The organism is Saccharopolyspora phatthalungensis, from assembly GCF_014203395.1.
In the GTDB taxonomy this organism is placed as follows: Bacteria; Actinomycetota; Actinomycetes; order Mycobacteriales; family Pseudonocardiaceae; genus Saccharopolyspora; species Saccharopolyspora phatthalungensis.
The window spans coordinates 4,324,913-4,348,441 of the sequence record NZ_JACHIW010000001.1 but is presented as its reverse complement, the minus strand read 5'-3'; the positions used below and the strand labels follow the sequence as shown (position 1 = coordinate 4,348,441).

Genomic DNA, 23,529 nt, shown 5'->3' with positions numbered 1-23,529 from the left:
TCCGTGGGTCTGCAGTCGATCGGAGGTCAGGCGTTTTCGTCGGGTCCGCCGTCGTCGCCGCGCTCCGGGTCGTCGCCGTCGGCGGCCTTGCGGGCCCGGCGCTGCTGTGTGTCATGTGCGCGTTGCTGGTGGTAGCCCAGGACGAAACGGGCTTGCTGCTCCGGGGGGAGGTAGCCGGTCAAAGGCGCGGTGTGGTCGACCAGATGCAGCAGCTGGTCGAGATCCTCGCGCAGGCGGCGCAGGGCGCGGGAGGTTTTGGGATTCCGGCGGATCTTGTTCAGCCATGCCGAGGCGAGTTTGCGTCCGGCCATCACTGCCGGCGTGGGGTTTCCAATGGCTCCGGCCAGGAAGCGATCCCCGAAGGTGGTGTTGACTTCCTTGCCGTGTGCTAGGTACTGGATCTCCTCCAAACGCGCGAAGACCCGACCGTAGACGTAGGCGGTGTCATGCGATTCTTCGTCAAGTCCTGGGGACACGCGGGGCTCCTTGTCTCGGGGATGGCACAGCGCCAGGCGCAGCAGCCCTGCGCGGGGCGCGTCAACGTGCCCGTCGGAAGCGATGCGGCGCAGTACGTGGTGCAGCACCGAGCGGGGTAGCGGGACGCCGCGCAACGCGCGGGCCAGCAGATCGCGCTGAATGTGCTCCGGGCGGCGACCCGACTTCGCGCCGATCTCGGCGTAACGACCTGGGGCGCCGTCGCCTCCCGACTCCCACCGGCCGGTGGCCAGTACCAGGTGCCACAAGCCGTGCGAGACGGGCTCGTCATGCCAGCCGGACGCTATGCGCATGTGGTCATACCAACGCCCCAAGTTGCGGGCGACCGCCGCCAGCGGCATGTCGATCCATTCGCGCACCATGATTCGCGAGGAGTTCCCGCCGAGGCTCAGTGAGCAGAACCGCTCCTGGCTGTCCCACTGCTCGGCGAGTTCCGCGGCCCTGTCCAGCTCACCGGACCACAGTTCCTTCAGCAGCCGGCTCACCGCACCGGGATCGGCGTTGCGGGGCATCACATCGAAGATGTCGTTGGGTGATGCGCCCAGGACCCACCAGACCATCACGCTGTCCTGGCCGGGCAGTTTCGTCGCGTGCTCTGAGCTCAGCAGGTGCGTCAAAGCGACGCTGACCGCATTTCCACACGTGAAGCAGATCGGTGTGTGCTGGAGACCGGTGGTGAGCCCGTAGCCGAAAACCTGCGCGTTCACGCTGACCAGCGCGACATCGTTGCCCGCACCCGGCACGAGCCGTTTCGGGACCGTGCCGGGAATCGAGTCCACCAGCGGACTTTCGGTCCCGCACGCCAGGCACAGCCCGAAGCCACCATTCTTGCCGCCCTTGCGGCGGATGACTTCATCGGCCCAGAACCGCACCAACGAAGACCGCTTGATGATCAACTGCTCATCGACGGCGATGAGCACACCGTCTTTGGCCCCGTAGTCGGCAGGACGCTCCCAGCGAATGTAGTCCTGCTGCCGGTAGAACTCCCGCACGCTCAAAGCCGCGTGATCATCGTCGGCCTGGCCCGCCCATGCCGAGATCAGCGACACGAAATGCTCGTGGCACTGGGCGACGCGCTCCGGCTTGGTGGTGTCATCGCCCCACCCGAACACGTACTGGATGTCGTCGGCTCCGAGCTGAGGCGCCACCCCGACCGTTCGGGTCACCGCAGGAGTCGTGTGCCGCTGGCCACGCAGTTTGCCTTTCGCATCCGGTTCCCGGATGCCGGTCAACCTGGCCGGCCGACCGTCGCTATAGAGGTCGAGCCGCCACACGAACTCACGTTCCCGGTGAAACGGCGCACTGTCACTGTTCTCCCGGGCATACTCGACCAAACGCTGCACCAGCACTACAGCGCCCCCATCCCAGCGGAGGTGATCCCCGAACGCGGGACGTGCAACCGACCCCGCTCAAGACGAGCGGTGAACCACGAAAACGTGACCGTGCTCTTGTCCCCCTTCTTCGGATGACGCACCCCGTGCAGCATCACCCCCAGATCGGCATCGACCGCGATGGCCGGGCGATCATCCGGCATACCGAAATACGCGGTGAACTCGCGCGTGCCCAGATAAGGCTGGTGAAAGCACTGCCCGCGCTCGACCCTCCGCCGGAACTGATCCCGATAGGCCGCGGCCTTCTTCGTGGCATGCTCACGCAACTCCACATGCGCATGGATGCGGTAGGAAACATCACGCAGACACACCGAGTTACGCTGCGTACGGTTCTCGGCCGTGTCGACCCGCCGCCCCCGCAGCGCCGCATCCGCCACCGAAGCCAGATCGATGGTCTCATTACGGCGCTGGGTGAACTGCCGGATCGGGTTGAGCACATCGATCGCCACCGGCCGCCAATCGAACTCCGGCTTCCAGAAAATCGCTTCGAGAACACCAATAGCAGCGGTCGGCGTCATCATCGGGTAAGAAACGCGCTCCACCTTCAACTCCGGACGGGTGAACAACGCACCCGGCCCCCAGACCTGCACGCTTACAGGTGGTGCGCCTTCACTAGACACTGGCAATTCCTGGGTCACCAAACCTCCTGTTCTCGTGAAACCTTGATGTGTCGGCGCTATAGCCCAGGGCTCGTCGCCGGGCATGCGCCTGGTTTTACAACACATGCCTGACGTTGTGCCCTCACAACGTCAGGCCGATGCCTGCCAACTCGGGAAACCTACTGTCCCCACCAGTCGCTCAGCCGCAGCAGGATGAGAACGGTCAGCAATTCACCGCTCCCGAGAGCAGCGCTGAGCAATACAGTCGCCTTGTTGCGCTTGCGCCACTGTATGGGTGAGCCAGCGGCCGTAAACTTCCCCGCGCACCGGAGTGCCTCCACTACTTGCCGCACATTCGTCCGTACGTGTGCACCCGAACTCGGCATTCGGCTTAACATCCGCATCCAACTGAAGCCTGAACCGCAGGTTTACTCTCGTCACCCGCCATTCCCGAAATAGTCGCCTTTCCCCCGGCTGGTGATCATGTTATCAGCGCCTAGGTTCCAGCTGCCGGAAGGCGGAGTCATTAGACACGGGCGGGCCGCCTGCTTGCCGAGCTCGCCAAGTTAAGGTCAGGTCGGCACGAGGCGAGAGCTGGTGAGGATCGCAATCAGCTTCCGGACGGCGGAACGCCGACCAAAGGCTCGGCGGCATCGAACGTCTGGTTCGGTGCCGCCGATTTGCGGCTGCAGAGGGAAGGCAGGAGCTGAGCATTTGCTCCAGGCCGTCGGAGGTTGACCGAGCGTGGTCACCAGACCTCCTGTTCTTGGGAGTGGGATGTGTCGATGCCGTATGCCTCGTGGTACGGGCCGATCCATTCATGCAGATCACCCATGCGCGGCGAGCAGAACGCCCGGATCGCCGGAACGTCCAGGAGCCGCCTCGGCAGCGCCACCACGTAAGGCTGCAGCTCGCGCAGCAACCAACGTCCTTCTTCGGGAGCTTGCTGGAATCGACGCAGCAACTGCGCAGCGGGAGTCGGCCCCTCATGGTCGGTCACGACAACCGGGACCGTGTCGTCATCGAGCATCCGAAACGCCAGCGAGCCGTCTCGGACCTGGCCCGCTCCCCCCGCACGCAGCGGACCCTCGGCCACCGCCGTGTAGTCGAGCTTCGCGCGGTTGCTCTGAATCTCTCGTGCTCGCCTGCCGTTTTCCGTGTTACCCCTGCTGTAGAGCGTGCGGTAGTACGCGTCGAGCGCGTCAAGATCGTCGGGGTCCACCGTGCGGGAATCGCTTTGCGGGCCGAAGACCTCGCTGGTGACCTTAACTCCGATCCCGTACCCGGCGGGGGACGTCATGTCCTCGGCATCGAACACCACGACCAGACCTTTTGTCGCGCCCTTCCCCTCGCGGTTAGCCCGGCCCGCTGCCTGCTGCAGCGCCTCCGCCGGGGCGAAAGCCCGGTACACCACCGGGAAGTCGACGTCCACTCCCGCTTCGATGAGCTGCGTCGACACCAGCCGCACCGGTTCGCCCACGGCCAACAGGCCGCGCACCTTCTTCAGCACGGTCCGCCGGTGTTCCGGATACATCCGCGTGGACAGGTGAAACGCATTGCGCACTCCGTCATCTCTCCACTGCCGGTAGATACCGCGGGCATCGGCGGTCGTGTTGACCACGACCAACACCTGCTCGTGCTCGGCGGCTTTCGCAGCGACCTCGGCCAATTCCGGCTTCGGCTCCAGCCACCACCGGTAACGCACCCGCCTCAAGCGCTGAAACAACGCTCGCGGCTCGTCGACCACATCCTGAACCTCCAGCCCGTTCCAGATGTCCAGAGCATGGAAGGAAGGTTGTGTCGCCGACGTGAGCAACACGGTGGTACCGAACTCCTCGGACAGCGTGCGCAAGGCATCGAGGATCGGTGTCAGCACCCGCAGCGGCAACGCCTGCACCTCATCGAGCACCACCACCGAGTTGGCGAGTCGGTGCAGCTTGCGCATCTGCGCCGGCTTGCGGCTGAACAGCGAGTCGAACAGCTGGACCGTGGTCGTGACGACGAACGGGCTATCCCAGTTCTCGACAGCCGAACGCAGCCTGCGCTCATGCTCGCCCTTTTCCGGTGGCCGCACGCCAGAGTGGTGTTCGAGCACCGCGTCCGGACCCAGCATCGAGCGGTAGACCTGTGCGTTCTGCTCAGTCACCGTGATGAACGGGACCGCCACGATGACCCGATTCTTGCCGTGCTCCGCACCATGATGCAGCGCAAAACCGGCGGCACTGAGTGTCTTGCCCACCCCTGTGGGGGCAGGCATCCGGTAGATGCCAGTCCCGCCGGCGGCGTGCTCGATAGCGCGTTGGTAGACGCCTTCACGAAGCGCGTCGATAGGAGAAGACTCCCGGCCAGCCAGCATTGTCTTGCGTTCCAACTCGAACCGGTCACGCAGGTCGGCCATGTCAGCATCCGGCCGCACATGCGCCTCCGGGAGCCCGTCGAAGTGCGCCGCCGTGTCGAGATGATCGGCATCGACCAGCGCGGAAAAAGCAAGGCGAATACCCAACTCGGCAACCAGATTCGATCGACGCCAGTTTCCCGGCAACAACGAGCCCGGCGGCAGCTCAAGAACCCGAGCGGCTTCCTCAACCTCACCAAGGAATGCCTGTACCGCTTCATCGTCACCCCGCGCCCCAGAAAGATCGCGCAGCTCATCGAGTTCAGTCAGCCCACCGTGATGTCCCAAAATCGCCATCGCCGCCGGACCCGCAGCCGCACGCAGCAGATTCGCCCCCAAATCCTTGTGCGGGGTCCCAACCGGACCCTTGTGCTCGCCGGCCTTCAGCAAACCTTCCTGCCAGCACCCGCGTCCCTTCCCCGCGTCATGAAAGAGCCCGAGGGCATGTCCCAACTCACCCGCGCCAAACGCAGACGCGAACCGCTCCGCCAGCAAAGCGGTAGCACGAGCATGATCCGACAACGCATGCCACTGCCCGTTCATGTTGGCACTATGCGCCCACATCGGGTTCTCCCCAGAATCGTCGAAGGCGGTTCCCTACTGACGTTGACCGCACAAACAGCCATCGCCATGTGACCGGAAACGTCTTAGCACCGACCCCCGACAAAAGAAGAACCATCCCGCGATCCCCACACGAAAAGACGCACCGCCCGGACACACGATGAGCCCAGAGGCCACATCACCGGTCACCAGCGCCAGCCCCAACAAACCCCCTACGCTGCGGAACGCAACCCGCTCAGGATGACCAAGCGTCGTGCGACACGCCTACACTCACCGAAGTGATCGCGGGCGTGTCGGTCTCAGTGCGGTCACATGAAAGGTTCCGAGATACAGTTCTCCCTGTTCGCACAGGGTGGCATCGGCCCTACGGGGCCGATGAGGATCGCAACGTGGACGCGTCCACGGTGGTGTCCACCGGCCTGTCCAGTGGCATCGGCCCTACGGGGCCGATGAGGATCGCAACCTGTCGTCCAGGCAGGCCGTGGCCGATGAGATGGCTAGTGGCATCGGCCCTACGGGGCCGATGAGGATCGCAACCTCTCGTTGATGGCTGGTCATGTCGTTGATGGCTGGTGTGGCATCGGCCCTACGGGGCCGATGAGGATCGCAACGACGTTGCTCATGCCTGGGCCCCCATCTGGTCTCGGGGGTGGCATCCGGCCCTACGGGGCCGATGAGGATCGCAACCTCTCGTTGATGGCTGGTCATGCCACGCCCGTGATCAGTGGCATCGGCCCTACGGGGCCGATGAGGATCGCAACTGGTCGGGGGCGGCGACACCGGGCATGCTCACCCTCGAGTGGCATCGGCCCTACGGGGCCGATGAGGATCGCAACTGCTCGGTCGATCACATCCCGTGGCGGCGCACCGAAGTGGCATCGGCCCTACGGGGCCGATGAGGATCGCAACAAGGCCAAGCTCCGCCAGCTCAACCCGCACCAGCAGTGGTGGCATCGGCCCTACGGGGCCGATGAGGATCGCAACCTCGCCAAGGTCGACGCCGACAAGATTGCGAAGCGGTGGCATCGGCCCTACGGGGCCGATGAGGATCGCAACAGTCCGCATGCGACGACTGTGACCGTCACGCCGCTGGGTGTAGCGCACCGCCCGGTATTGCACTGCACGGTCGCTGTGGTGGACGAGCCCGGCCAGGTCGGCGCCGGTGGCCTGGCGGCGCCAGATCGCCATCCGCAGCGCGTCCAGCGCCAGCTCCGACCTGCCAGCCGACGATCAAGCGGGAGAAGACGTCGAGCACGAACGCCGCGTAAACCCAGCCGGCAGCGGTGCGCACGTAGGTGATGTCCGCCACCCACAACTCGTTCACACGCGGTGCTCAGCAGCGGCCCGCAGCACCTCCGTCAACTGCTTACGATCGGAGTCCAGCGCGCGCCCGACGAAGGTCGCCTCCGCGGCGCGATGCCTGGACCCGAGGTGGCGGTCACGCCGAGCGCCCCCTGAAGGAGGCGCCCAGTGCGGCACCGATCCCGGCGATCTCGTCCTCGGCCTGGAAGGTGGTGACGTCGAAGTTCTTGTGCTTGGCCAACTCATGCAGCACGTCCGAGGCGGGGGTGATGGGGTAGGTCCCCAGGAATACCGGGCGTTTGGCGCACTGGCCGACCGCGATGATGCCGTAGACGAGCGCGGTGTTGCCGGTGATCTGCCGGTAAATGCCTGCGATGAGCTTGGCCGGGGCGACCAGGTAGGTCACCGCGAACGACTCTGTGGTCTCGCCGTAGTTCCAGCCGGTGTGGAAGGCGAGGATGTTGGCCTCGGCGATGGCGGGGTTCTTGGCGAACTTCTCGCGCAGGAACCGCTCTGTACCGACGGTTTCCCGGTTGTACATCCAGGACAGCAGGCCGAGGGCGAACATGTTCTTCGCGCGTTCGGCATCCTTTTTCGACAGGCCGGTGGGTTCGAGTGCGGCGCGGGTGATGCTGGCCATCGCGACCTGGTGTACTTGGAAGGAGGCCAGTGACTGGTCTTCCATAGGATTGCTGGTGTAGCCGACCTTGGCCAGGTTGCGTTTGGTGAACTCATCGGTGTTGACGATGAGGATGCCGCCGGCGGGCAGGTCGGCGATGTTGGCCTTGAGCCCGGCGGGGTCCATCGCGACGAGTACGTCGGGGCAGTCGCCGGGTGTGCGGATGTCGTAGTCGGCGAAGTGTAGTTGGAAGCTGGAAACGCCAGGTAGAGTGCCTTGTGGGGCGCGTATTTCGGCGGGGAAGTCGGGTAGGGTGGCGAGGTCATTGCCGAAGGTGGCGGCCTCGGAGGTGAAGCGGTCACCGGTCAGCTGCATGCCGTCGCCGGAGTCGCCCGCGAACCGGATCACGACCCGATCCACTTCCTTCACAGCGGGACCGGGAGCGGCGGCGGTCATGACACGACCACCGGCGAGGAGCCGGGCACGGGTTCCATGTCCTCGGCGATGCGCATGGCCTCCTCGATCAGGGTCTCGACGATCTGGTGCTCCGGCACCGTCTTGATCACCTCGCCCTTGACGAAGATCTGGCCCTTGCCGTTGCCCGAGGCGACGCCGAGGTCGGCCTCCCGCGCCTCGCCCGGCCCGTTGACGACGCAGCCCATGACCGCGACCCGCAGCGGCACCTCCATGCCCTCCAGGCCGGCGGTGACCTCCTCGGCCAGCTTGTACACGTCCACCTGCGCCCGTCCGCACGACGGGCACGACACGATCTCCAGCTTCCGCGGCCGCAGGTTCAGCGACTGCAGGATCTGGGTGCCGACCTTGATCTCCTCGACCGGCGGCGCCGACAGCGACACCCGGATCGTGTCCCCGATGCCCTGCCGCAGCAGAGCGCCGAAGGCGACCGCGGACTTGATCGTGCCCTGGAACGCCGGGCCGGCCTCGGTGACGCCGAGGTGCAGCGGATAGTCGCACTGCTCGGCGAGGATCTCGTAGGCACGCACCATCACGACCGGGTCGTTGTGCTTCACCGAGATCTTCAGGTCGTGGAAGTCGTGCTCGGCGAACAAGCTCGCCTCCCACAGCGCCGACTCGGCCAGCGCCTCCGGTGTCGCCTTGCCGTACTTCTGCATCAGCCGCGGGTCCAGCGAACCGGCGTTGACGCCGATCCGGATCGGCGTGCCGTGGTCCTTGGCGGCCTGCGCGATCTCCTTGACCTTGTCGTCGAACTTCTTGATGTTGCCCGGGTTGACGCGCACCGCGGCGCAACCGGCCTCGATCGCCGCGAACACGTACTTCGGCTGGAAGTGGATATCGGCGATGACCGGGATCTTCGACTTCTGCGCGATGGCCGGCAGCACCTCCGCGTCGTCCGCGCTGGGGCAGGCCACCCGGACGATGTCGCAGCCCGCAGCGGTCAGCTCCGCGATCTGCTGCAGCGTGGCGTTGACGTCGGCGGTGAGAGTGGTGGTCATGGACTGGACGGCTACCGGGTGGTCACTGCCGATGCCGACGGAGCCGATCTGGAGTTGGCGGGTCTTGCGGCGTTCGCTCAGTACCGGGGGCAGGGTCGCGGGCATGCCAAGCTGAACGCTCATCACAGTCCTCCGTCGCGCAGGATGCTGTCGGTGATGCCCTCGGCGTCGAGGCCGCAGTCGCGGGCGAGCTGTTGCGGGGTGCCGTGGTGCAGGAAGCGCCCGGGGATTCCGAACGAACGGACGGGCGCGCTGACACCAGTGGCGCCACAGGTGCGGGCGACCGCGTCGCCGACGCCACCGCCGTGCAGGCCGTCCTCGACGACGTAGACCGTGCGGTGGTCGCGGGCGAGGTCGAGCAGGCCAGAGTCGACCGGCAGCACCCATCCCGGGTCGACGACGGTGACGCCGATTCCGCGCCAGGTCAGCGCTTCCGCAACCGCCAAGCACGTCGGTGCGGTGGCACCGACGGCCACCAGCAGCACATCGTTGCCGCCCGGCAGCAACACCTCGACGTCACCGACCCGGCCGACCGCGGGGATGTCCTCGCCGATGGACGCCTTCGGGAAACGGATCGCCGTCGGTCCGTCCTCGGTGTCGACCGCCTCCTCGAGCAACCGCCGCAGCCTGGCCGCGTCACGGGGGCAGGCGACCCGCAAACCGGGCACCATGGCCAGCATCGACAAGTCCCACATACCGTGATGGCTCGGACCGTCCGGCCCGGTGATGCCGGCACGGTCGAGTACGAATGTCACGGGCAAACGATGCAGCGCGACGTCCAGCAGAACCTGGTCGAACGCCCGGTTCAGGAACGTGGCGTAGATGGCGACCACGGGGTGCGTCCCGCCCATGGCCAGCCCGGCCGCCGAGGTGACGGCGTGCTGCTCGGCCATGCCGACGTCGAAGAAGCGGTCCGGGAATCGCTCGGCGAAGGTGCCGAGCCCGACGGCCAACGGCATCGCGGCCGAGATCGCGACCACGTCCTGCCGCCGCTCACCGATCGCCGCGATCTCTCGCTCGAAGACCGAGGTCCAGGAGGGCTTTCCGGCGCTGATCGGTTTGCCGGTGGCGGGGGTGATCTGACCGCAAGCGTGCATCCGGTCCGCCTCGTCCTGCTCGGCGGGTGGGTAGCCCTTGCCCTTGACGGTCACGCAGTGCACGATCGTCGGCCGACTGGTGGCGCGGGCCGCGGACAGCGCCGCCTCCAGCGCCTCGGTGTCGTGGCCGTCGACCGGGCCGAGGTAGGTCAGCCCCAGATCCTCGAACAGCGGCTTGGCCCGCGGGTTGTTCCGCAACTCCCGCAGGTGCGCGGCGATTGAGCCGACCGTGGCGCTGTAGGACCGTTCGTTGTCGTTGAGCACGACGACGATGGGGTTGCGGGTGTCGCCGATGTTGTTCAGCGCCTCCCAGCACATGCCGCCGGTCAGTGCTCCGTCGCCAATGACCGCGACCACGTGGCGGTCGGACTCGCCGCTGATCGCGAACGCCTTGGCCATGCCGTCGGCGTAGGCCAGCACGGTCGACGCGTGCGAGTTCTCGATCACGTCGTGCTCGCTCTCGGCCCGCGACGGGTAGCCTGACAGGCCGCCGTACTGCCGCAGCGAGGCGAACCCGGCGGCGCGGCCGGTGACGAGCTTGTGCACGTACGCTTGGTGCCCGATGTCGAACAGGATGCGGTCCTGCGGCGAGTGGAACACCCGGTGCAGGGCCAGGGTGAGCTCCACGATGCCCAGGTTCGGCCCGAGGTGACCACCGACCGCGGACACCGAAGTCACCAAGAACTCGCGGATCTCGGCGGACAGTTCGGCCAGGTCGGCATGGTCCAGCCGACGCAGGTCGGCGGGCCCGGCGACGGTTTCCAGCAGCGCAGTGCGCTGCCGTGGCACGGGAACCGACGCGATGAAGTCGCCGATGGTCACGGTCACTCCCGAAGGGTCAGAACGGCGCTGGGAAGTCCGAAATGGATGGTTTCGGTCGTCGTCTCGATCTGCCGCACGTCCAGCGGGCCCAACCCGCCCAGTGCGCGCACGATCTCCTCGATCAGGTTCGGTGGCGCGGACGCGCCCGCGGTCAACCCGACCACACTGGCCTCCGCCAGCCACTCCGGTCGGATGTCGGTGACGTCGTCGATCCGGTGAGCCGGGGTGCCGCCGCGCTCGGCCAGTTCCACCAGACGAACCGAGTTCGACGAGTTGGCAGAACCGACCACCAGCACCAGGCCGGCCTGATCGGCAACCGCGCGCAGCGAGCTCTGCCGGTTCGTCGTCGCGTAGCAGATGTCGTCGGAGGCCGCGCCGCGCAGCGCGGAGAACTTGGCGCGCAACGCCTCCACCACGTCGGCGGTCTCGTCCACCGCGAGCGTGGTCTGGGTCAGGTAGGAAACCCGTGACGGGTCGGCGATGCTCAGGTTGTCCACATCGGACACTGTCTCGACGATGACGGTCTGGTCCGGCGCCTCGCCGAAGGTACCCTCCACCTCCTCGTGGCCACGGTGTCCGATCAGGACTACGGTGTCGCCGCGACCGGCGTACCGGCGTGCCTCGGAGTGCACCTTGGACACCAGCGGGCAGGTCCCGTCGATGACTCGCAGTCCCCGCCGGTCGGCCTCGTCGCGGACAGCGGGGGAAACGCCGTGCGCGGAGAAGACGACCGTCACGTCGTCGGGCACCTCGTGGAGCTCGTTCACGAACACTGCGCCGCGCTTCTCCAGGTCCCGCACGACGTGCTTGTTGTGCACGATCTCTTTGCGGACGTACACCGGGCTGCCCTCGGCCTGCTCGAGCGCCCGTTCGACGATGCCGATCGCGCGCTCCACGCCGGCGCAGAACGAGCGTGGGCTGGCCAGCAGCACCGTGCGGGGCGCGGCCACCGACAGCCAACTGCCGAGCACACTGTCCACTATGGTCCGGCTGCGCTGGTCGGCGCCAATGGCGAGCAGGTCGATATCGCCGCCACGCGGCGCCGACGCGATCTGCTCACCGACGCCAACGTCCACATGGGTCGAGACGGCGCTGATGCCGTGCCGACGCAGCTCACCTACCAGCAGCGGTGCCGCCGCGCAGTCCGACGGCAGCCGGTCGACGAGACGGTAGCTGCTCGCGACGAGGACCGCGTCGCTCGGGGCCGGATCGGCGGGCGTTGCCCTGATGTGCCAGACGAGTGGGTGCACGACCTTCTCCTCAGCTGTTGCGACGGGCGACGAGTTCGGCGAGTACGAGCAGTTCCGATTTGGCCTGCTCGGCTAGGTGGACGGCCTCCAGCGCCGCGAGGGCATCGGCGAGCTGCTCCCGGGCGTGGCGCTGGGTCGCCTCGCGACCGCCGGCCCGTTCCACCAGCAGCGCCACCTCGGTGACCTGCTCTGGCGTGAAGGCCTCGGGCTGGGCGTAAAGTTCGGCCAGTTCGGTGGCAGCCTGGCCACCCGCGCGCAGCGCGCTCACCACGGGGTAGGACTGCTTGCGCCGCACCAGGTCCGCGCCGGCCGGCTTGCCGGTGGCCGCCGGGTCGCCCCAGATGCCAAGCAGGTCGTCGATGAGCTGGAACGTCAGGCCCAGGTGCTCGCCGAAGTCCCGCAACGCCTTCCGCTGCCGCTCACCCCCACCGGCGAGCACCGCGCCCAGCTCGCACGATGTGCCCAGCAGTGCGCTCGTCTTGCCCCAGGCCATGGTCAAGTACTCGCCGGTGTCGACGTCGTTGCGCTCCTCGAAGGAAAGGTCGACGCTCTGCCCCTCGCACAGCGCGCTCACGCACTGGGCGAGCACGTCCACCGCGGTCGCGGTGCAGGCGGGAGACCCCGTGGCTGCGAGCGCCTGGAACGCGGCGGCCAGGATCACGTCGCCGGCCAGGATCGCCCGGTTGACGCCGAAGACAGACCAGGTGGTCGGCCGGTGCCGACGCATCTCGTCGGCGTCCATCACGTCGTCGTGCACCAGCGAGAAGTTGTGCACCAATTCCACCGCGGCAGCCGCGCCGACCGCGACCTCCGGTGCGCCGCCGACCGCCTGGGCAGACAGCAGCGTCAGCGCGGGCCGGATCGCCTTGCCAGCCGGTGCCTGGCACGGCTCGCCAATCGCGTCCCACCACCCGAGGTGGTAACCGGCCATGTGCAGCATGGAGCCCGGCAGGCGGCGCACCGCGGCACACAGCACTGGTTCGATGGTGGTCCTGCTCCACCTGAGGACTTCGCTGGCCGATCGGTGTGCCGGCGTCGTCGTAAGAGTCACGGCATCCTCATTTCGCAGCGCTGATTGGGATGTGGCGGCCGTCTCGCGGCGACACCGAAAAGTCTCGAAGCAGAGTGGGGCGTGCCATATCAGTAGTCGATGCGTACGCTTGTACTGATTCTGGTCATGGTTCGCGGTCGCGTAGGTTAGCCCGGACGTACGCGGGTGAGCAGATCTGCCGAACTTACTCCCAAACCAGGCGAGAACCATCCACTCGAGGAAGGTTCAGATCCTTGTCGCGGCTACCGCGCTTTTTGCTCAACGAATGTGACCAAGCCAGACTGCGCGACAGATGGCTCTGTCACAAGAGAAAGTTTCAACAGGTGAAACCAACTCGGACGGAAGGAGTAGCAGTCGCTTGCCGATCCTGGTGTCCACAGTGGCTTGTCGACCCGCGGTTCTAGCGAAGTCGTGCGGAGAGACGTTCGGTACGCTCAGATAGCTGAATATGATTTGGAACCAAGGTGTGTCACGTCCACACCTGCCTGAGGCTTTCTCGCGAGTGGTGTTTTCGGCCTGACGCGCGGGCTGAGATCCGGCGGGATGGGCGCTGGCACCAGCGATCAGTTACCCCTCGCAAGCATCGCAGCTGCGACCGGAACTAGCCCTCTGAGACGGTATGCCCCCTCCCAGTTGCCCACAGGCTTCAAGCGTCGCTCCGTCGTACTGCGAGCCGCAGCGCTGCGAGAGCCCCAGTGCGGTCGGCTGGGAAAGATAGTAGGAGGCTTTTTGAGCAGACTGGCTGGCCTCCATCCGGACCGCATCCAAATTCATCGAATCGAGCGGGCCCGCAACGGACACCCCGGCCACAATCCGCCTATCCGGCCCAAAGATCGGAACCGCAACCTCAGCTTCGTCACGAAGATATTCGCCATGTGAGTACGCCACAGATTTCCGGCGAACAACCGTCAGCTCACAGCTGAGATCGCCAACCCTTGTAATCGTCATTGCTGTGAACCGCTTCAGCTCCCGCTCAGCGAGCCCGGCGACGGCGTCACGCTCATATGAGAGGAACAGCTTGCCCACCGCACTGCAGTGCGCAGGCACCGGCTGCCGGAAGCTGTCGTGATGCCACTGATGATGCAGCCGATCCGAGTAAAAGACGTAGCCCCGGTGCAACACTCCAACGCTCACCGCACAATGCGTCCGCTCATATAGCGCCAGTAGGAAAGGCATCAGCTTCCGCTGCAGTGCAGCAGCCCGAATTGCCTCCGGTCTCGGCCGAAGCATTTGGTTACCAAGTGTGTAACCATCACCTGCTCTTTCTGCAAACCCTCGCGCAACGAGCGTGTTCAATATCCGATGCACGGTTGCCTTGGAGAGATTAGTAGCACGGGCAAGGCTGGATAGGCTGGACGGCGAACCGTGCGCTGCCAACGCCTCCAGAAGCGACAACGCTCGATCAACGCTGCGCGTGAAGCCTCCTTGTGTCTCTGCGCGATCCGAGGTCTGGCATGGCTGCTCACTCATCGTCACATGCTCCTCGTTTGCAGGACTGGGAGAGCTACAGGCTTGCCTAGGTACAGGATCAGCAACAGACCTAGATAGAAATCTCTGCACTTTTGGGCCCCCATGATGGCCACACGGGCGATGCGTGGTAGAGACCTTCATTCCGAAGCTGGGCGGCAGGTGTCGCCACGCGGACCCACTGGTCAGGACGAATACCATCGCGGTGCACACAGCACGATCGTCCATGTCAGACCGTCCGCCTGCGGAAGTCACCGCAAAGGTCTCGCCACTGCATCTTGAGCCGCCACATCTACCACAACGTCACCTAACTGGTGTTCCGCAGCGTGGAACGATCCGGATCGTTGCAACCCAAACCGTGGTTATCCTTGCGGCCATCCGACTTCCAGCAGACCGCCTCTTCAGGTGATCGGAGCGGCAGCATGTCAGAAACCAATTTGCCTGAGTTCTCCGCAATGACATCCTCCTTTGTGCCGCGTGCCCGCGGGGTTGGGCTGATCACGAGTACAGAGCTGCACCGGAAGTTGCTCGACGTGGTGGCCAAGCACGACTTCGATGAGCTCCGTGCGCTCTACCATGACGAGTACGTCTACCGCAACGCAAGCGGCGCTGAGCTGCACGGCGCTGAGGCAGGTGTTGAGGTGGCGCGCACGTACACAGAGGCCTTTCCCGACATGAGTTTCGACATCAGGCACATCAACGATGCCGGTGACGGACGCTCGCTCGCCGAGGTCGTCGTGCATGGCACCAACACCGGCCCACTGCATGGGAAGCCCGCGACCGGCCGGACGATTTCACTGCTGATGGCCAACGTCATAGAAGTGCGTTCGGGTCTGATCTACCGCGAGTTCGAGTACTACGACTCCATGAGTCTCCTCGGTCAACTCGGCCTCGCGGGACAGGTGATCTGATGCGGGAAACCTCCGCATGCTCGGACTGCAACGTCGTGGTGGTGGGCGCTGGCATCGGCGGCCTCACCGCGGCCTTTCTCCTGCAGCGCGAAGGATATCGCGTCACGGTACTGGAAAGCTCGACCAGAGACGAGGTCGGGGGACGCATGGCGAACGTGGACCACGGCGGTTTTCCCGTCGACCTCGCCGCTTCCCTGCTGTCCTATCGCTATAAGCATCTCCTCCGACTCGCGGCAGCGGTGAACGCTCGGCCGCTCCGGTCGTCGAGCCTGGTCGGTGTCGTGAAAGAGGGACGCGTCCAACGGATCAACGTCAAGTCCTTGCCGCGTATGGCAGCAGGCCTGCTAAAGCTGGTGCCACCGACCGACGCGGTTCGACTCCTGATCGACTACGCCCGACTGCGGCCCTCGCTCAGCTGGGAGGACATGTCGTCGATGTCCACGCAGGATCACCATTCGGTCTCCGAGTACGCGGCCCGGCGGGGCATCAGCAACGCGACCGTGGACTACGCGCTCGATCTGCTGTGCATCCTCGCCTCGTTGGAGGACGCCGAAGTCACGTCGAGCATCGGGCCCTTCATGATCCTGCGCAGCCTGCTCGGAGGAGGGGGGTTCCTCACCTCGACGACCGGAGTCGGCTTTCTTCCCCAGGCGCTCGCCCAACACGTGGCGGTCGAGCACGAGGCGACTGTCCTGTCTGTAGAGGAGCGTGCGGGAGAGGTCGAGGTGACCTGGTGTCGTGACAACGCAACGACAACCGTCCGAGCGCAAGCATGTGTGATCGCGGTGCCGCCGCCGCTCGTCCACGGGATCTACCCCCAGCTTCAGGAAATCGAGAGAACGGCGTTCGAATCGCTGCGGTACGCCGCAAGTATCCACATCGCATTCGGGCTGGACCGGCCTACCGCGGCCAAAGAGGTCGTTCTCGACTTCCCACGCAAGGAGCATCCGGAAATGTGCGGATTCGTGTTGCCGCACAACATGGCGCAAGGACGCGTGGCCGCGGGACGTGGTCTCGCCATGGCCCACTTCCGCGGCAACTGGTCGGCGTCACACCTCGACTCGGACGATGGGTTTCTGGCGGCCGCAGCCCTGGCCGGAGCGCGACGCCTGCGGGTGCTCCCTGAGCTCGAGAGTCACGCCGAACTGCTCCGCGTCTGCCGCGTTCCTCTGGGTATCGTGGTCCGCCGTCCCGGTGACTACCGAGCGTTGAAGGGGCTCAGCGCGGCACGTTCGGTAGACAGCAGAGTCCAGCTCGCGGGCGGCGACTTCCTCGCGCACTCGACGACCAATCACAGTGCCGCCTCCGGGATGCTCGCCGCGCAACGAATCGGGCGCGTACTCAGCACCCCGATGCCGGCGAGAGTGAGGTAGCCGTGCCATCGTTCGATCTGGCCGCGCAACAATTAGGCGTTCCATTTTCGCCAGCGCGCAGTCCGCACGCGGCAGTACTCGACGCCAACCTCACCGCCTGGTTGAACGAAACGAGTCTCGTCGGCGACGGGGCTGTCGCGCGGCACGTGCGAGCCGCTCGCTTCAGCGACCTGATCGCTTCCGTGTATCCCCAGGCTGGGTGTTCAGAACTCAATCTCATCGGACGCCTCATCGTCTGGATGTTCGTCTACGACGACCACTTCGACCCTCATCGACTGGGCCTGGCACCCGACCGGGCGCACCAGGCTGCGGACCAGCTCGCTCGAGTTCTCCGCAGCAGCGGTTCGCCGGGCTCACATGAACCACTGTGGCACGCGCTGGACGAGCTGTGGCACCAGGGCTTTCGCGAGACCGCCCCCCTGCTCAGGGAACGTCTTGCCGACCATCTCCTCGTTTTCGCCAGAGGAGTCGCGCTAGAGGTGTCGATGCGGGTGGACCAGAAAGTGCCGCTACTGGACGCCTACTTCGACCTGAGGCTGGACACCTTCGCTTGGCTGGTTCTTGTAGACCTGATCGAGGTTGCCGAAGGCATCGCCGTGCCGCAATGCATACGTAACACAACCACCTATGCCGATCTAATCCGCACCGCGGGCAGGCTGATGTTCCTCATCAACGACCTGTACTCGTTGAACAAGGAGATCGCCGCCGGCGAAACCCACAACATCGTCTTCGTTCTCCAGCGGAAGTACAGCAACGAGCTTTCCGAGGCGTTCGCCAAGGCGGTCGGTCTCTTCCACAACGATGTCGGTCGTTTCGTCGAGCTCCGCACGCGACTGGAACAGATGTCGTTGCCGCAGGGCGAGCGGATCGCGGTATCCCGCCACGTCCGAGCACTGGAACATATCGTGCGCGGGGAGCTTGACTGGTGTCAGGAGAGCGCGCGGTACCGCACCGGCCCTGCGTCTGGAGCAGCGAATCTCGACTTGGAGGAAAGGCCAATGTTATGAGGGACTTCAGTCAAGCGGTGGTGATTGGTGCTGGCGTGTCTGGACTGCTGGCGGCGCGGGTGTTGAGCGAGAGGTTCTCCTCCGTGCTCCTGCTTGAGCGAGATCGTCTGACAGGTAAGGATCACCGCGCCGGCATACCGCAGTCCCATCACTTGCACGCCCTCAGCGCTCAGGGTGGCGAGCTGGTGGAGGAGTTGTTCCCAGGCTTCCGCGACGAGCTGAGTAACGCGGGAGCACCGACCTTCGACTTTGGTGAGCAGGTCGCCGTCAGGTTTGCCGACGGCTGGGCGTCAAGACTGCAGACTGGCCTGATCGTCCAGTCGTTCACCCGGTCGCTGTTCGAGTCGTCGCTGCGGGAAAGGGTGCTCGCGCTGCCGGGTGTCGCGCTCGCGGATGGCTGCACCGTGCTTGGTCTGAGAGCAGACGAACGTGCCGTCACCGGTGTCAGTTACCGCGACGCCGGTGGCGAGAAGACGTTGCCCACGGATCTTGTCGTGGACGCGAGCGGCCGGTCTTCGCATCTTGCGGAGTGGTTGGAGCAGGCGGAATTCGGCCGCCCCCGCGAGACCGTGCTCAACGCAGGAGTGGGGTACGCGTCAAGGCTTTACGACAACCCGTCCGGTGTATGGCCCGAGTGGACCGGGCTTGCCGAGTTCCTCCAGGCGCCGGACGTGCGGCGGGGAGGCTTCGTGTCCAGGGTGGAAGGAGATCGGCTGCTCCTCACCCTTCAGGGCATCGAGGACGGCAAACCACCCCACGACGAGGAAGCGTTTGCCGAGTACCTCAGGTCGTTGCGGGTGCCCGTGGCCGACCTGGTCGCGCAGATGAGCCCGGCATCACCGATCCGGCGCTACTCGCGCACCGGGAACCGCAGGCTGGCTTGTCACCGGTTGCGTCGCTGGCCCGACGGGTTGATCGCGGTCGGAGATGCCGTTTGTACGTTCAACCCAATTTACGGGCAGGGTTTGACGGTCAGCGCCTTCGAGGCGATAGAACTGCGTGAGTTCCTGCAGGGATGCCCTCCGTACGGAATCCCGGCCGGTGCTACGAGGCGGTTCCAGCGCGTGCTGGCCCGCCGGACGAGGTGGCCATGGCTGCTCGCGACTTCATCCGACTGGGGCTGGCAACGACATCGCGCACCACTGCCGATCAGAGCGGGTCTCGGCTATCTGCGTAGGCTCATGCGCGCGATGCCTCACGACGACGTCCTGTATCAGCAGTTCCTCCGGGTTCTTCACATGGTGGATCCGCCCACGACGCTGGGTCGCCCGTCGATCGTACTGCGCGTGCTGCGGCACCGTTCCGGCGAAGCCGCTCGCAATGCGCTGCTATCGGAGCAACCTCTCGCCGGTGCAGAACATTAAGCCGCATTGGGGCGTAATCCCGTTTGCCCGTACGGCGCGATCTTGGGATCACCAGCGACACGAAGCGCATGGTCCGAGGGGATCGCGCCGGTGCCAACTTTCTATCCAAGATAGGAGCATCCGCACGGGGAAGACACAGATGGGAGGCCCTGGCGGGTAGCGGGTGAGCGCAGCGGTATGCTCGCGCACACCGTCCGTCGGCCGAAAACCCGTTCGTCGCTTCGGCTCCGGGAGCCTCGTCGTCTGCCCACGGCGCTATCGCAGTCGGATGCGGCGGAGCTTCTGGCGAGTTTTCATGCGTGGCGGGACCGGGCGATCGCGGGCTTGATGCTGTATTGCGGGCTGCGTTCCGCCGAGGTGCTGGGCCTGGACGTCGTTGACGCCGATATCGGCGGCCGATGGCTGCGGGTGGTCGGTAAGGGCCAGCGGGAACGCCGGGCCGCTGGATGCCGACGTCGCCTCGGTGATCCAGGTGTATCTGCTGGCCGAACGGCCCGAATCCGCAAGCGCCCGCCTGTTTCTCGTGGCCAAGGGGCCGAACCGGGGCAAGCCGTTGACTGCGGCCGGGTTGCGCACGATCTTCCGCTATCACCGTGGGCTTACCGGCATGCCAACACTTTCAGCGCCAAGGCGTCGATCGGGCCCGCGCCTCAACGTGCGCCAGCATGGCCCCGAGCTGAGCCGGGGTGAGCGGGTGCGGTTCAAACGGGGTTTCGTCGCCGGACCCGTGGCCGCCCAGGGCGTTATACGTACGGTCAACCGGGTTCGCGCGGGCAATGCGTCGTGCCGGACGACGTACCGCAACACCCGGTCGAACACCGACCACGCGTGCTTCAGCGCCCGGGGCGCGAGTGGGCGCTTGCGGGTTGCGAGCGCCGTAGCGAAGTCCTCCACTGCCTTCGGGTCGATCTGGCCAACCGACGTGCCGCGGAAGTGCTGCAACACGTAGCGCTCCAACAACTTCCGGTACCCGGCTCTATCTGCGCGAGTGCACCGTGGGCCGCCTTGGGAAGTTCATGAACCTCGAAGGCAAGAAGGTCGCTGCCAACACGCGCTGCGGCATTCACACCGTGTTATCCGGTCAGCGCGGTCAGGAGTTCGGCCGAGCCGACGGCAGGCTGTTTCTGAGCCATTTCCGACCCAACACTGAAACCGTTGCCGTACCTTGTCGATGTGTGGTTATTCCGTAACCTCCAAGGTTGGGCACCGTCCAGTGAGGATGGTCAAGGGGCTCTAGTTGCCTGCTTTGGTGGGATCCCGCTTAAGCGGCAGGCACTGCGGTACTGACCGGCAAACCTCCATCCGCCCCTCTTTTCAAATAAGGTGCCAGCAACGTTCCTGTTCCCCGCAATGCAACGATGCGATCCAGCACCGATCGCACGGGGCACGGTGGTGTCCTGGCCCATCTCGCAACGCCTCGACTATTCCGTTGATCGGTGTCGAGTGTGCCGCCCTCGATGTGAATACCCCGGTCAGGTTTGAATAGCCCGACGCCGACCGTGGCGGTCGCGGGGCCAGTCCGATCATGAGCTGGAGTGATTCCGGGAGGTGGCGCCCAGGAGTGATCTGGATGAGATCAGTTTAGATCTCGGCGCGACACCAGTGGAACCGACGGGGTCAGCAAAGACGTGTTCCAGGACCGTCCCGACACCGCCATGTATCGGCGCCTGCAGCCCGAGTGTGGAGGCCCCTACATCCAGCGCGCGACGTTGCGGTAGCACCAGGCGCTGGTCGAGCACCGAGCGGACCGTCGGCAGCATCCATTCAGCCAGGATTCCGAACCAGCCGGCAAGTACGACCGCTTCCGGGTCGAAGACGTTCACCAGCGTCGCGGCTGCGGTACCGAGCCAAGTAGCCTGCCGGCGCAGTTCGGCGACGACTTGGTCGTCACCATCCGCGGCTCGGGTCCGGAGTTGCTCGACGACAACCGCTAGCCCGCTGCCGTCGCCGAGTCGCAGCCCGGCGGCTTCGGCCAGCGGTGGGAGCCCGACGAGTGCCCCAAGGCAGCCGCGCGCGCCGCAATCACACTCCGGACCATTCGGGTCGACGACGACATGCGCGAACTCACCGCCGAGCCCGTGCGCCCCGAGCACGGTGCGGCCATTGACCAGCGCCCCGCCACCGACCCCTAGGTCGCCGAAAAGCACGACCAGGTCCCGGGTTGTCGCCCCCGGTTCGGCTCGACGTTCCGCTTCCACGCACAGCCGCCCACGCCGGTCGACCAGTACCGGGTAGTCCGGCCCGTCGAGGGCCTCGTTCAGGAGCTCACGCAGGGGGACGTCCTGCCACCCCAGCGCGGGTGACAGGTAGACCATTCCGCTGGCCGCGTCGACCATTCCAGCGACGATCGCAACGAGGCCGGCGATGCTGCCCGAGTATCCAGCGAGTTCTCCCTCGAGGTCACCCACGAGGTCGGCCAGCCGGGACGCCACTGTCTCCGGCGAGTCCCTGGGCACGTCCAGGCGCAGCTCGCGGTGAGCGACCGGTCGGCCCCGGAGGTTGCTGGCTAGCACCTCTAGCCGGTCCAGCCCCACCGCTGCGGACAGCGCGACCGCGCCTCGGGAGTGAATGTCCAGCAAGACGGACGGCCGACCGGCGGTGCCGGGATGCCGATTGCCCACTTCCTCCAGCAGGCCTCTGTCGATCAGCTCCGCGACCAGGCTGATCATGGTGGTGCGATTGAGCCCGGTCCGCCTGACCAGGTCTGACCGCGAGACCGGGCCAAGGTCGTACACGGTGCGCAGGACGAGACCGAGATTCCCACGACGCAGCGTGGCCTGATCGTGACGGGCAGAGGGCACGTTCACGATCCTAATGTCGCCCGCCGGACGACCGGCGCGAGCTGGGGGTTGGCAGACCACGCCGAATAATTTAGTTTAGTCGCGCGACTGAATCCAATGGAGGATTTCATGGTCACTGCAGACTCCTCGCCGCAATCGGAAGGACTGGGCACCTTCGACGACGACCGGCACGTCGATCGACGTCGCCGCATCGCGATGCGCACGATCGCAGCCGGGATGTTCGTCGACGGATACGACCTGATCGCGTTGAGCGGTGTGCTGGTACAGGTGAAGGACCAGATGCACCTCGGCGCAGGCCAGATCGGCCTGCTCGGCGCGTCGACATACTTCGGGTCGATGGTCGGCGCGATCATTTTCGGACGACTGGCCGACCGGCTCGGCCGCCGGGTCATCTTCCAGTGGACCCTCGTCTGCTTCGTCGCCATCAGCCTGCTCTCCGCGCTGGTCACCAACGTTGAGCAGTTGTACACCGCCCGGGTGTTGCTCGGGGTGGCGATCGGCGCCGAGCTCGCGGCCGGTCTGGCCTTCCTGAACGAGATCGCACCCCGGAACTCACGCGGTGGCTGGGCCGGCGCCTTGCCGCAGATCATGTGGTCCACCGGTGCTCTGTCCGCCATTCTGGTCGACGCCCTGCTGCTCGCTGTCGGCGACGAGAACGCGTGGCGGTGGATGTTCGCGGCGGGCGCCGTTCCGGCGATGATCGCTCTGCTGGCCCGGCTGCATCTGCCCGAGTCCCCGCGCTGGCTGCTGCTCAAGGGGCGCACCGACCAGGCCGTGGAGGCGCTGGCCTACTTCGGAATCTCAACGTCCGCTGGCCGGTTGGAGGCGCAGGCGCAGGCTCTGCGTACACACGGCGAGCGGGCCCGCGCGGCCGTTCCTGGCATGCGCACCCTCGTGACCGGCCCGCACCGCACGATTGCCCTCATCGTGATCACGCTCGTCGGCTTCGTCTCGCTGGTGGGCGGCGGATCGAGCATCCTGGGCCCGTACGTGTTCGAGCAGATCGGCAAGCTCTCCCAGATCCAATCGGTGCTCAGCGGCGCGGTGATCTGGGTGGGCGCCCTGATCGGCGCCATCCTGTCGTTCACCTTGGTGGACCGGATTGGTCGGATCCGGGCGTACATCTCGACGCATGTCGCGCTGTTTTTGGTCTACGTACTCATGGTGACGATCGGCTTCGGAACCTGGGTGCTGGTCCCGCTGTACTGCCTGTACGGAGTCTTCAACTGGATCGCTTCCAGCATCAGCGGCGTGCTTCCCAGCGAACTGCTCCCGACCAGCGTCCGCGGGGCCGCGAACGGGCTCGCGCACGGCCTGAACCGCTTCTGTAACGGGCTGGTCGTACTGCTCGTACCGGTCGGCCTGGAACTGCTCGGCTTCCGCGGGGTGGTCCTCATCTGCGGCGCAGTCGGCCTCGTGCTCTCAGCACTCGCCTACGCCTACCGCCGGTACGAACCCGCCCGACGCTCGATCGACGAACTCAGCGGGGAACGCAGCCACCCGGACGACCACGGCACACCGCGGCGCAGCGCCATTACCTGATTCACGA

Annotated in this window: 16 protein-coding genes, 1 pseudogene and 1 CRISPR repeat array; of the genes and pseudogenes, 6 read left to right on the top strand and 11 right to left on the bottom strand. The window is 65.8% G+C overall.

The annotated features are described in order from the left end of the window. Positions 1-26: 26 nt before the first annotated feature. The 10 genes and pseudogenes from cas8c to BJ970_RS19940 all read right to left on the bottom strand — a co-directional run bounded on the left by cas8c (position 27) and on the right by BJ970_RS19940 (position 14,527). Complete coding sequence (cas8c, locus tag BJ970_RS19985) at positions 27-1,844, bottom strand: type I-C CRISPR-associated protein Cas8c/Csd1 (protein ID WP_184727651.1); 1,818 nt, start codon at positions 1,842-1,844, stop codon at positions 27-29. After that, a complete protein-coding gene (cas5c, locus tag BJ970_RS19980) occupies positions 1,844-2,524 on the bottom strand; it encodes a type I-C CRISPR-associated protein Cas5c (RefSeq protein ID WP_312864326.1) in 681 nt (226 codons plus the stop codon). The genes cas8c and cas5c overlap by 1 nt, the downstream gene beginning before the upstream one ends. 709 nt (positions 2,525-3,233) lie before the next feature. Next, positions 3,234-5,444, bottom strand: a complete 2,211-nt coding sequence (gene cas3, locus BJ970_RS19975; protein ID WP_184727649.1) for a CRISPR-associated helicase Cas3' — start codon at positions 5,442-5,444, stop codon at positions 3,234-3,236. A gap of 349 nt (positions 5,445-5,793) precedes the next feature. Further along, positions 5,794-6,497: a CRISPR direct-repeat array (repeat unit 37 nt; unit sequence GTGGCATCGGCCCTACGGGGCCGATGAGGATCGCAAC). Positions 6,498-6,522: 25 nt separating this feature from the next. Continuing rightward, positions 6,523-6,765, bottom strand: a complete 243-nt coding sequence (locus tag BJ970_RS40045) for a DDE-type integrase/transposase/recombinase (protein ID WP_184727648.1) — start codon at positions 6,763-6,765, stop codon at positions 6,523-6,525. A gap of 88 nt (positions 6,766-6,853) precedes the next feature. After that, positions 6,854-7,818, bottom strand: a pseudogene (locus tag BJ970_RS19965) (2-oxoacid:acceptor oxidoreductase family protein); the annotation flags it as partial. Beyond that, positions 7,815-8,960, bottom strand: coding sequence for a flavodoxin-dependent (E)-4-hydroxy-3-methylbut-2-enyl-diphosphate synthase (gene ispG / locus BJ970_RS19960; protein ID WP_184727647.1), 1,146 nt, complete (start codon positions 8,958-8,960; stop codon positions 7,815-7,817). The gene ispG and the pseudogene BJ970_RS19965, both read right to left, overlap by 4 nt. After that, positions 8,960-10,762, bottom strand: coding sequence for a 1-deoxy-D-xylulose-5-phosphate synthase (locus BJ970_RS19955; RefSeq protein ID WP_312864325.1), 1,803 nt, complete (start codon positions 10,760-10,762; stop codon positions 8,960-8,962). The genes ispG and BJ970_RS19955 overlap by 1 nt, the downstream gene beginning before the upstream one ends. Further along, positions 10,759-12,006, bottom strand: a complete 1,248-nt coding sequence (gene ispH / locus BJ970_RS19950; protein ID WP_312864324.1) for a 4-hydroxy-3-methylbut-2-enyl diphosphate reductase — start codon at positions 12,004-12,006, stop codon at positions 10,759-10,761. The genes BJ970_RS19955 and ispH overlap by 4 nt, the downstream gene beginning before the upstream one ends. Before the next feature lie 10 nt (positions 12,007-12,016). Further along, positions 12,017-12,982, bottom strand: coding sequence for a polyprenyl synthetase family protein (locus BJ970_RS19945; RefSeq protein ID WP_312864323.1), 966 nt, complete (start codon positions 12,980-12,982; stop codon positions 12,017-12,019). Between the two features lie 642 nt (positions 12,983-13,624). Next, positions 13,625-14,527 carry an IclR family transcriptional regulator gene (locus BJ970_RS19940; RefSeq protein ID WP_184727645.1) on the bottom strand — a complete coding sequence of 301 codons (903 nt, stop codon included), beginning with the start codon at positions 14,525-14,527 and terminating at the stop codon, positions 13,625-13,627. A 311-nt stretch (positions 14,528-14,838) separates the two neighbouring features. Here BJ970_RS19940 and BJ970_RS19935 point away from each other — a divergent pair, with 311 nt between their 5' ends. From BJ970_RS19935 to BJ970_RS37065, 5 genes are all read left to right on the top strand, one after another. Next, complete coding sequence (locus BJ970_RS19935; RefSeq protein ID WP_184727644.1) at positions 14,839-15,435, top strand: ester cyclase; 597 nt, start codon at positions 14,839-14,841, stop codon at positions 15,433-15,435. Continuing rightward, complete coding sequence (locus BJ970_RS19930; protein ID WP_184727643.1) at positions 15,435-16,808, top strand: FAD-dependent oxidoreductase; 1,374 nt, start codon at positions 15,435-15,437, stop codon at positions 16,806-16,808. The genes BJ970_RS19935 and BJ970_RS19930 overlap by 1 nt, the downstream gene beginning before the upstream one ends. Before the next feature lie 2 nt (positions 16,809-16,810). Further along, positions 16,811-17,815, top strand: a complete 1,005-nt coding sequence (locus BJ970_RS19925) for a terpene synthase family protein (RefSeq protein ID WP_184727642.1) — start codon at positions 16,811-16,813, stop codon at positions 17,813-17,815. Continuing rightward, positions 17,812-19,179 carry an FAD-dependent oxidoreductase gene (locus tag BJ970_RS19920; protein WP_281399458.1) on the top strand — a complete coding sequence of 456 codons (1,368 nt, stop codon included), beginning with the start codon at positions 17,812-17,814 and terminating at the stop codon, positions 19,177-19,179. The genes BJ970_RS19925 and BJ970_RS19920 overlap by 4 nt, the downstream gene beginning before the upstream one ends. Before the next feature lie 376 nt (positions 19,180-19,555). Further along, on the top strand, positions 19,556-20,128 hold the full coding sequence (locus tag BJ970_RS37065) for a hypothetical protein (RefSeq protein ID WP_221467235.1): 573 nt from the start codon (positions 19,556-19,558) through the stop codon (positions 20,126-20,128). A gap of 574 nt (positions 20,129-20,702) precedes the next feature. On the opposite strand, the gene BJ970_RS19910 is transcribed toward BJ970_RS37065, so the two are convergent. Beyond that, positions 20,703-21,980: an ROK family transcriptional regulator gene (locus BJ970_RS19910; RefSeq protein ID WP_184727640.1), complete on the bottom strand. Its 1,278-nt coding sequence runs from the start codon at positions 21,978-21,980 to the stop codon at positions 20,703-20,705. Between the two features lie 108 nt (positions 21,981-22,088). Here BJ970_RS19910 and BJ970_RS19905 point away from each other — a divergent pair, with 108 nt between their 5' ends. Next, complete coding sequence (locus tag BJ970_RS19905; protein ID WP_184727639.1) at positions 22,089-23,522, top strand: MFS transporter; 1,434 nt, start codon at positions 22,089-22,091, stop codon at positions 23,520-23,522. The last annotated feature ends 7 nt before the right edge of the window (positions 23,523-23,529 follow it).

What these genes read in the sequence shown, in the direction of transcription:
- BJ970_RS19940 (WP_184727645.1), bottom strand. Translation starts at nt 14,527, where the DNA reads ATGAGTGAGCAGCCATGCCAGACCTCGGATCGCGCAGAGACACAAGGA.
- BJ970_RS19930 (WP_184727643.1), top strand. Translation starts at nt 15,435, where the DNA reads ATGCGGGAAACCTCCGCATGCTCGGACTGCAACGTCGTGGTGGTGGGC.
- BJ970_RS19905 (WP_184727639.1), top strand. Translation starts at nt 22,089, where the DNA reads ATGGTCACTGCAGACTCCTCGCCGCAATCGGAAGGACTGGGCACCTTC.
- ispG (WP_184727647.1), bottom strand. Translation starts at nt 8,960, where the DNA reads ATGAGCGTTCAGCTTGGCATGCCCGCGACCCTGCCCCCGGTACTGAGC.
- BJ970_RS19920 (WP_281399458.1), top strand. Translation starts at nt 17,812, where the DNA reads ATGAGGGACTTCAGTCAAGCGGTGGTGATTGGTGCTGGCGTGTCTGGA.
- cas3 (WP_184727649.1), bottom strand. Translation starts at nt 5,444, where the DNA reads ATGTGGGCGCATAGTGCCAACATGAACGGGCAGTGGCATGCGTTGTCG.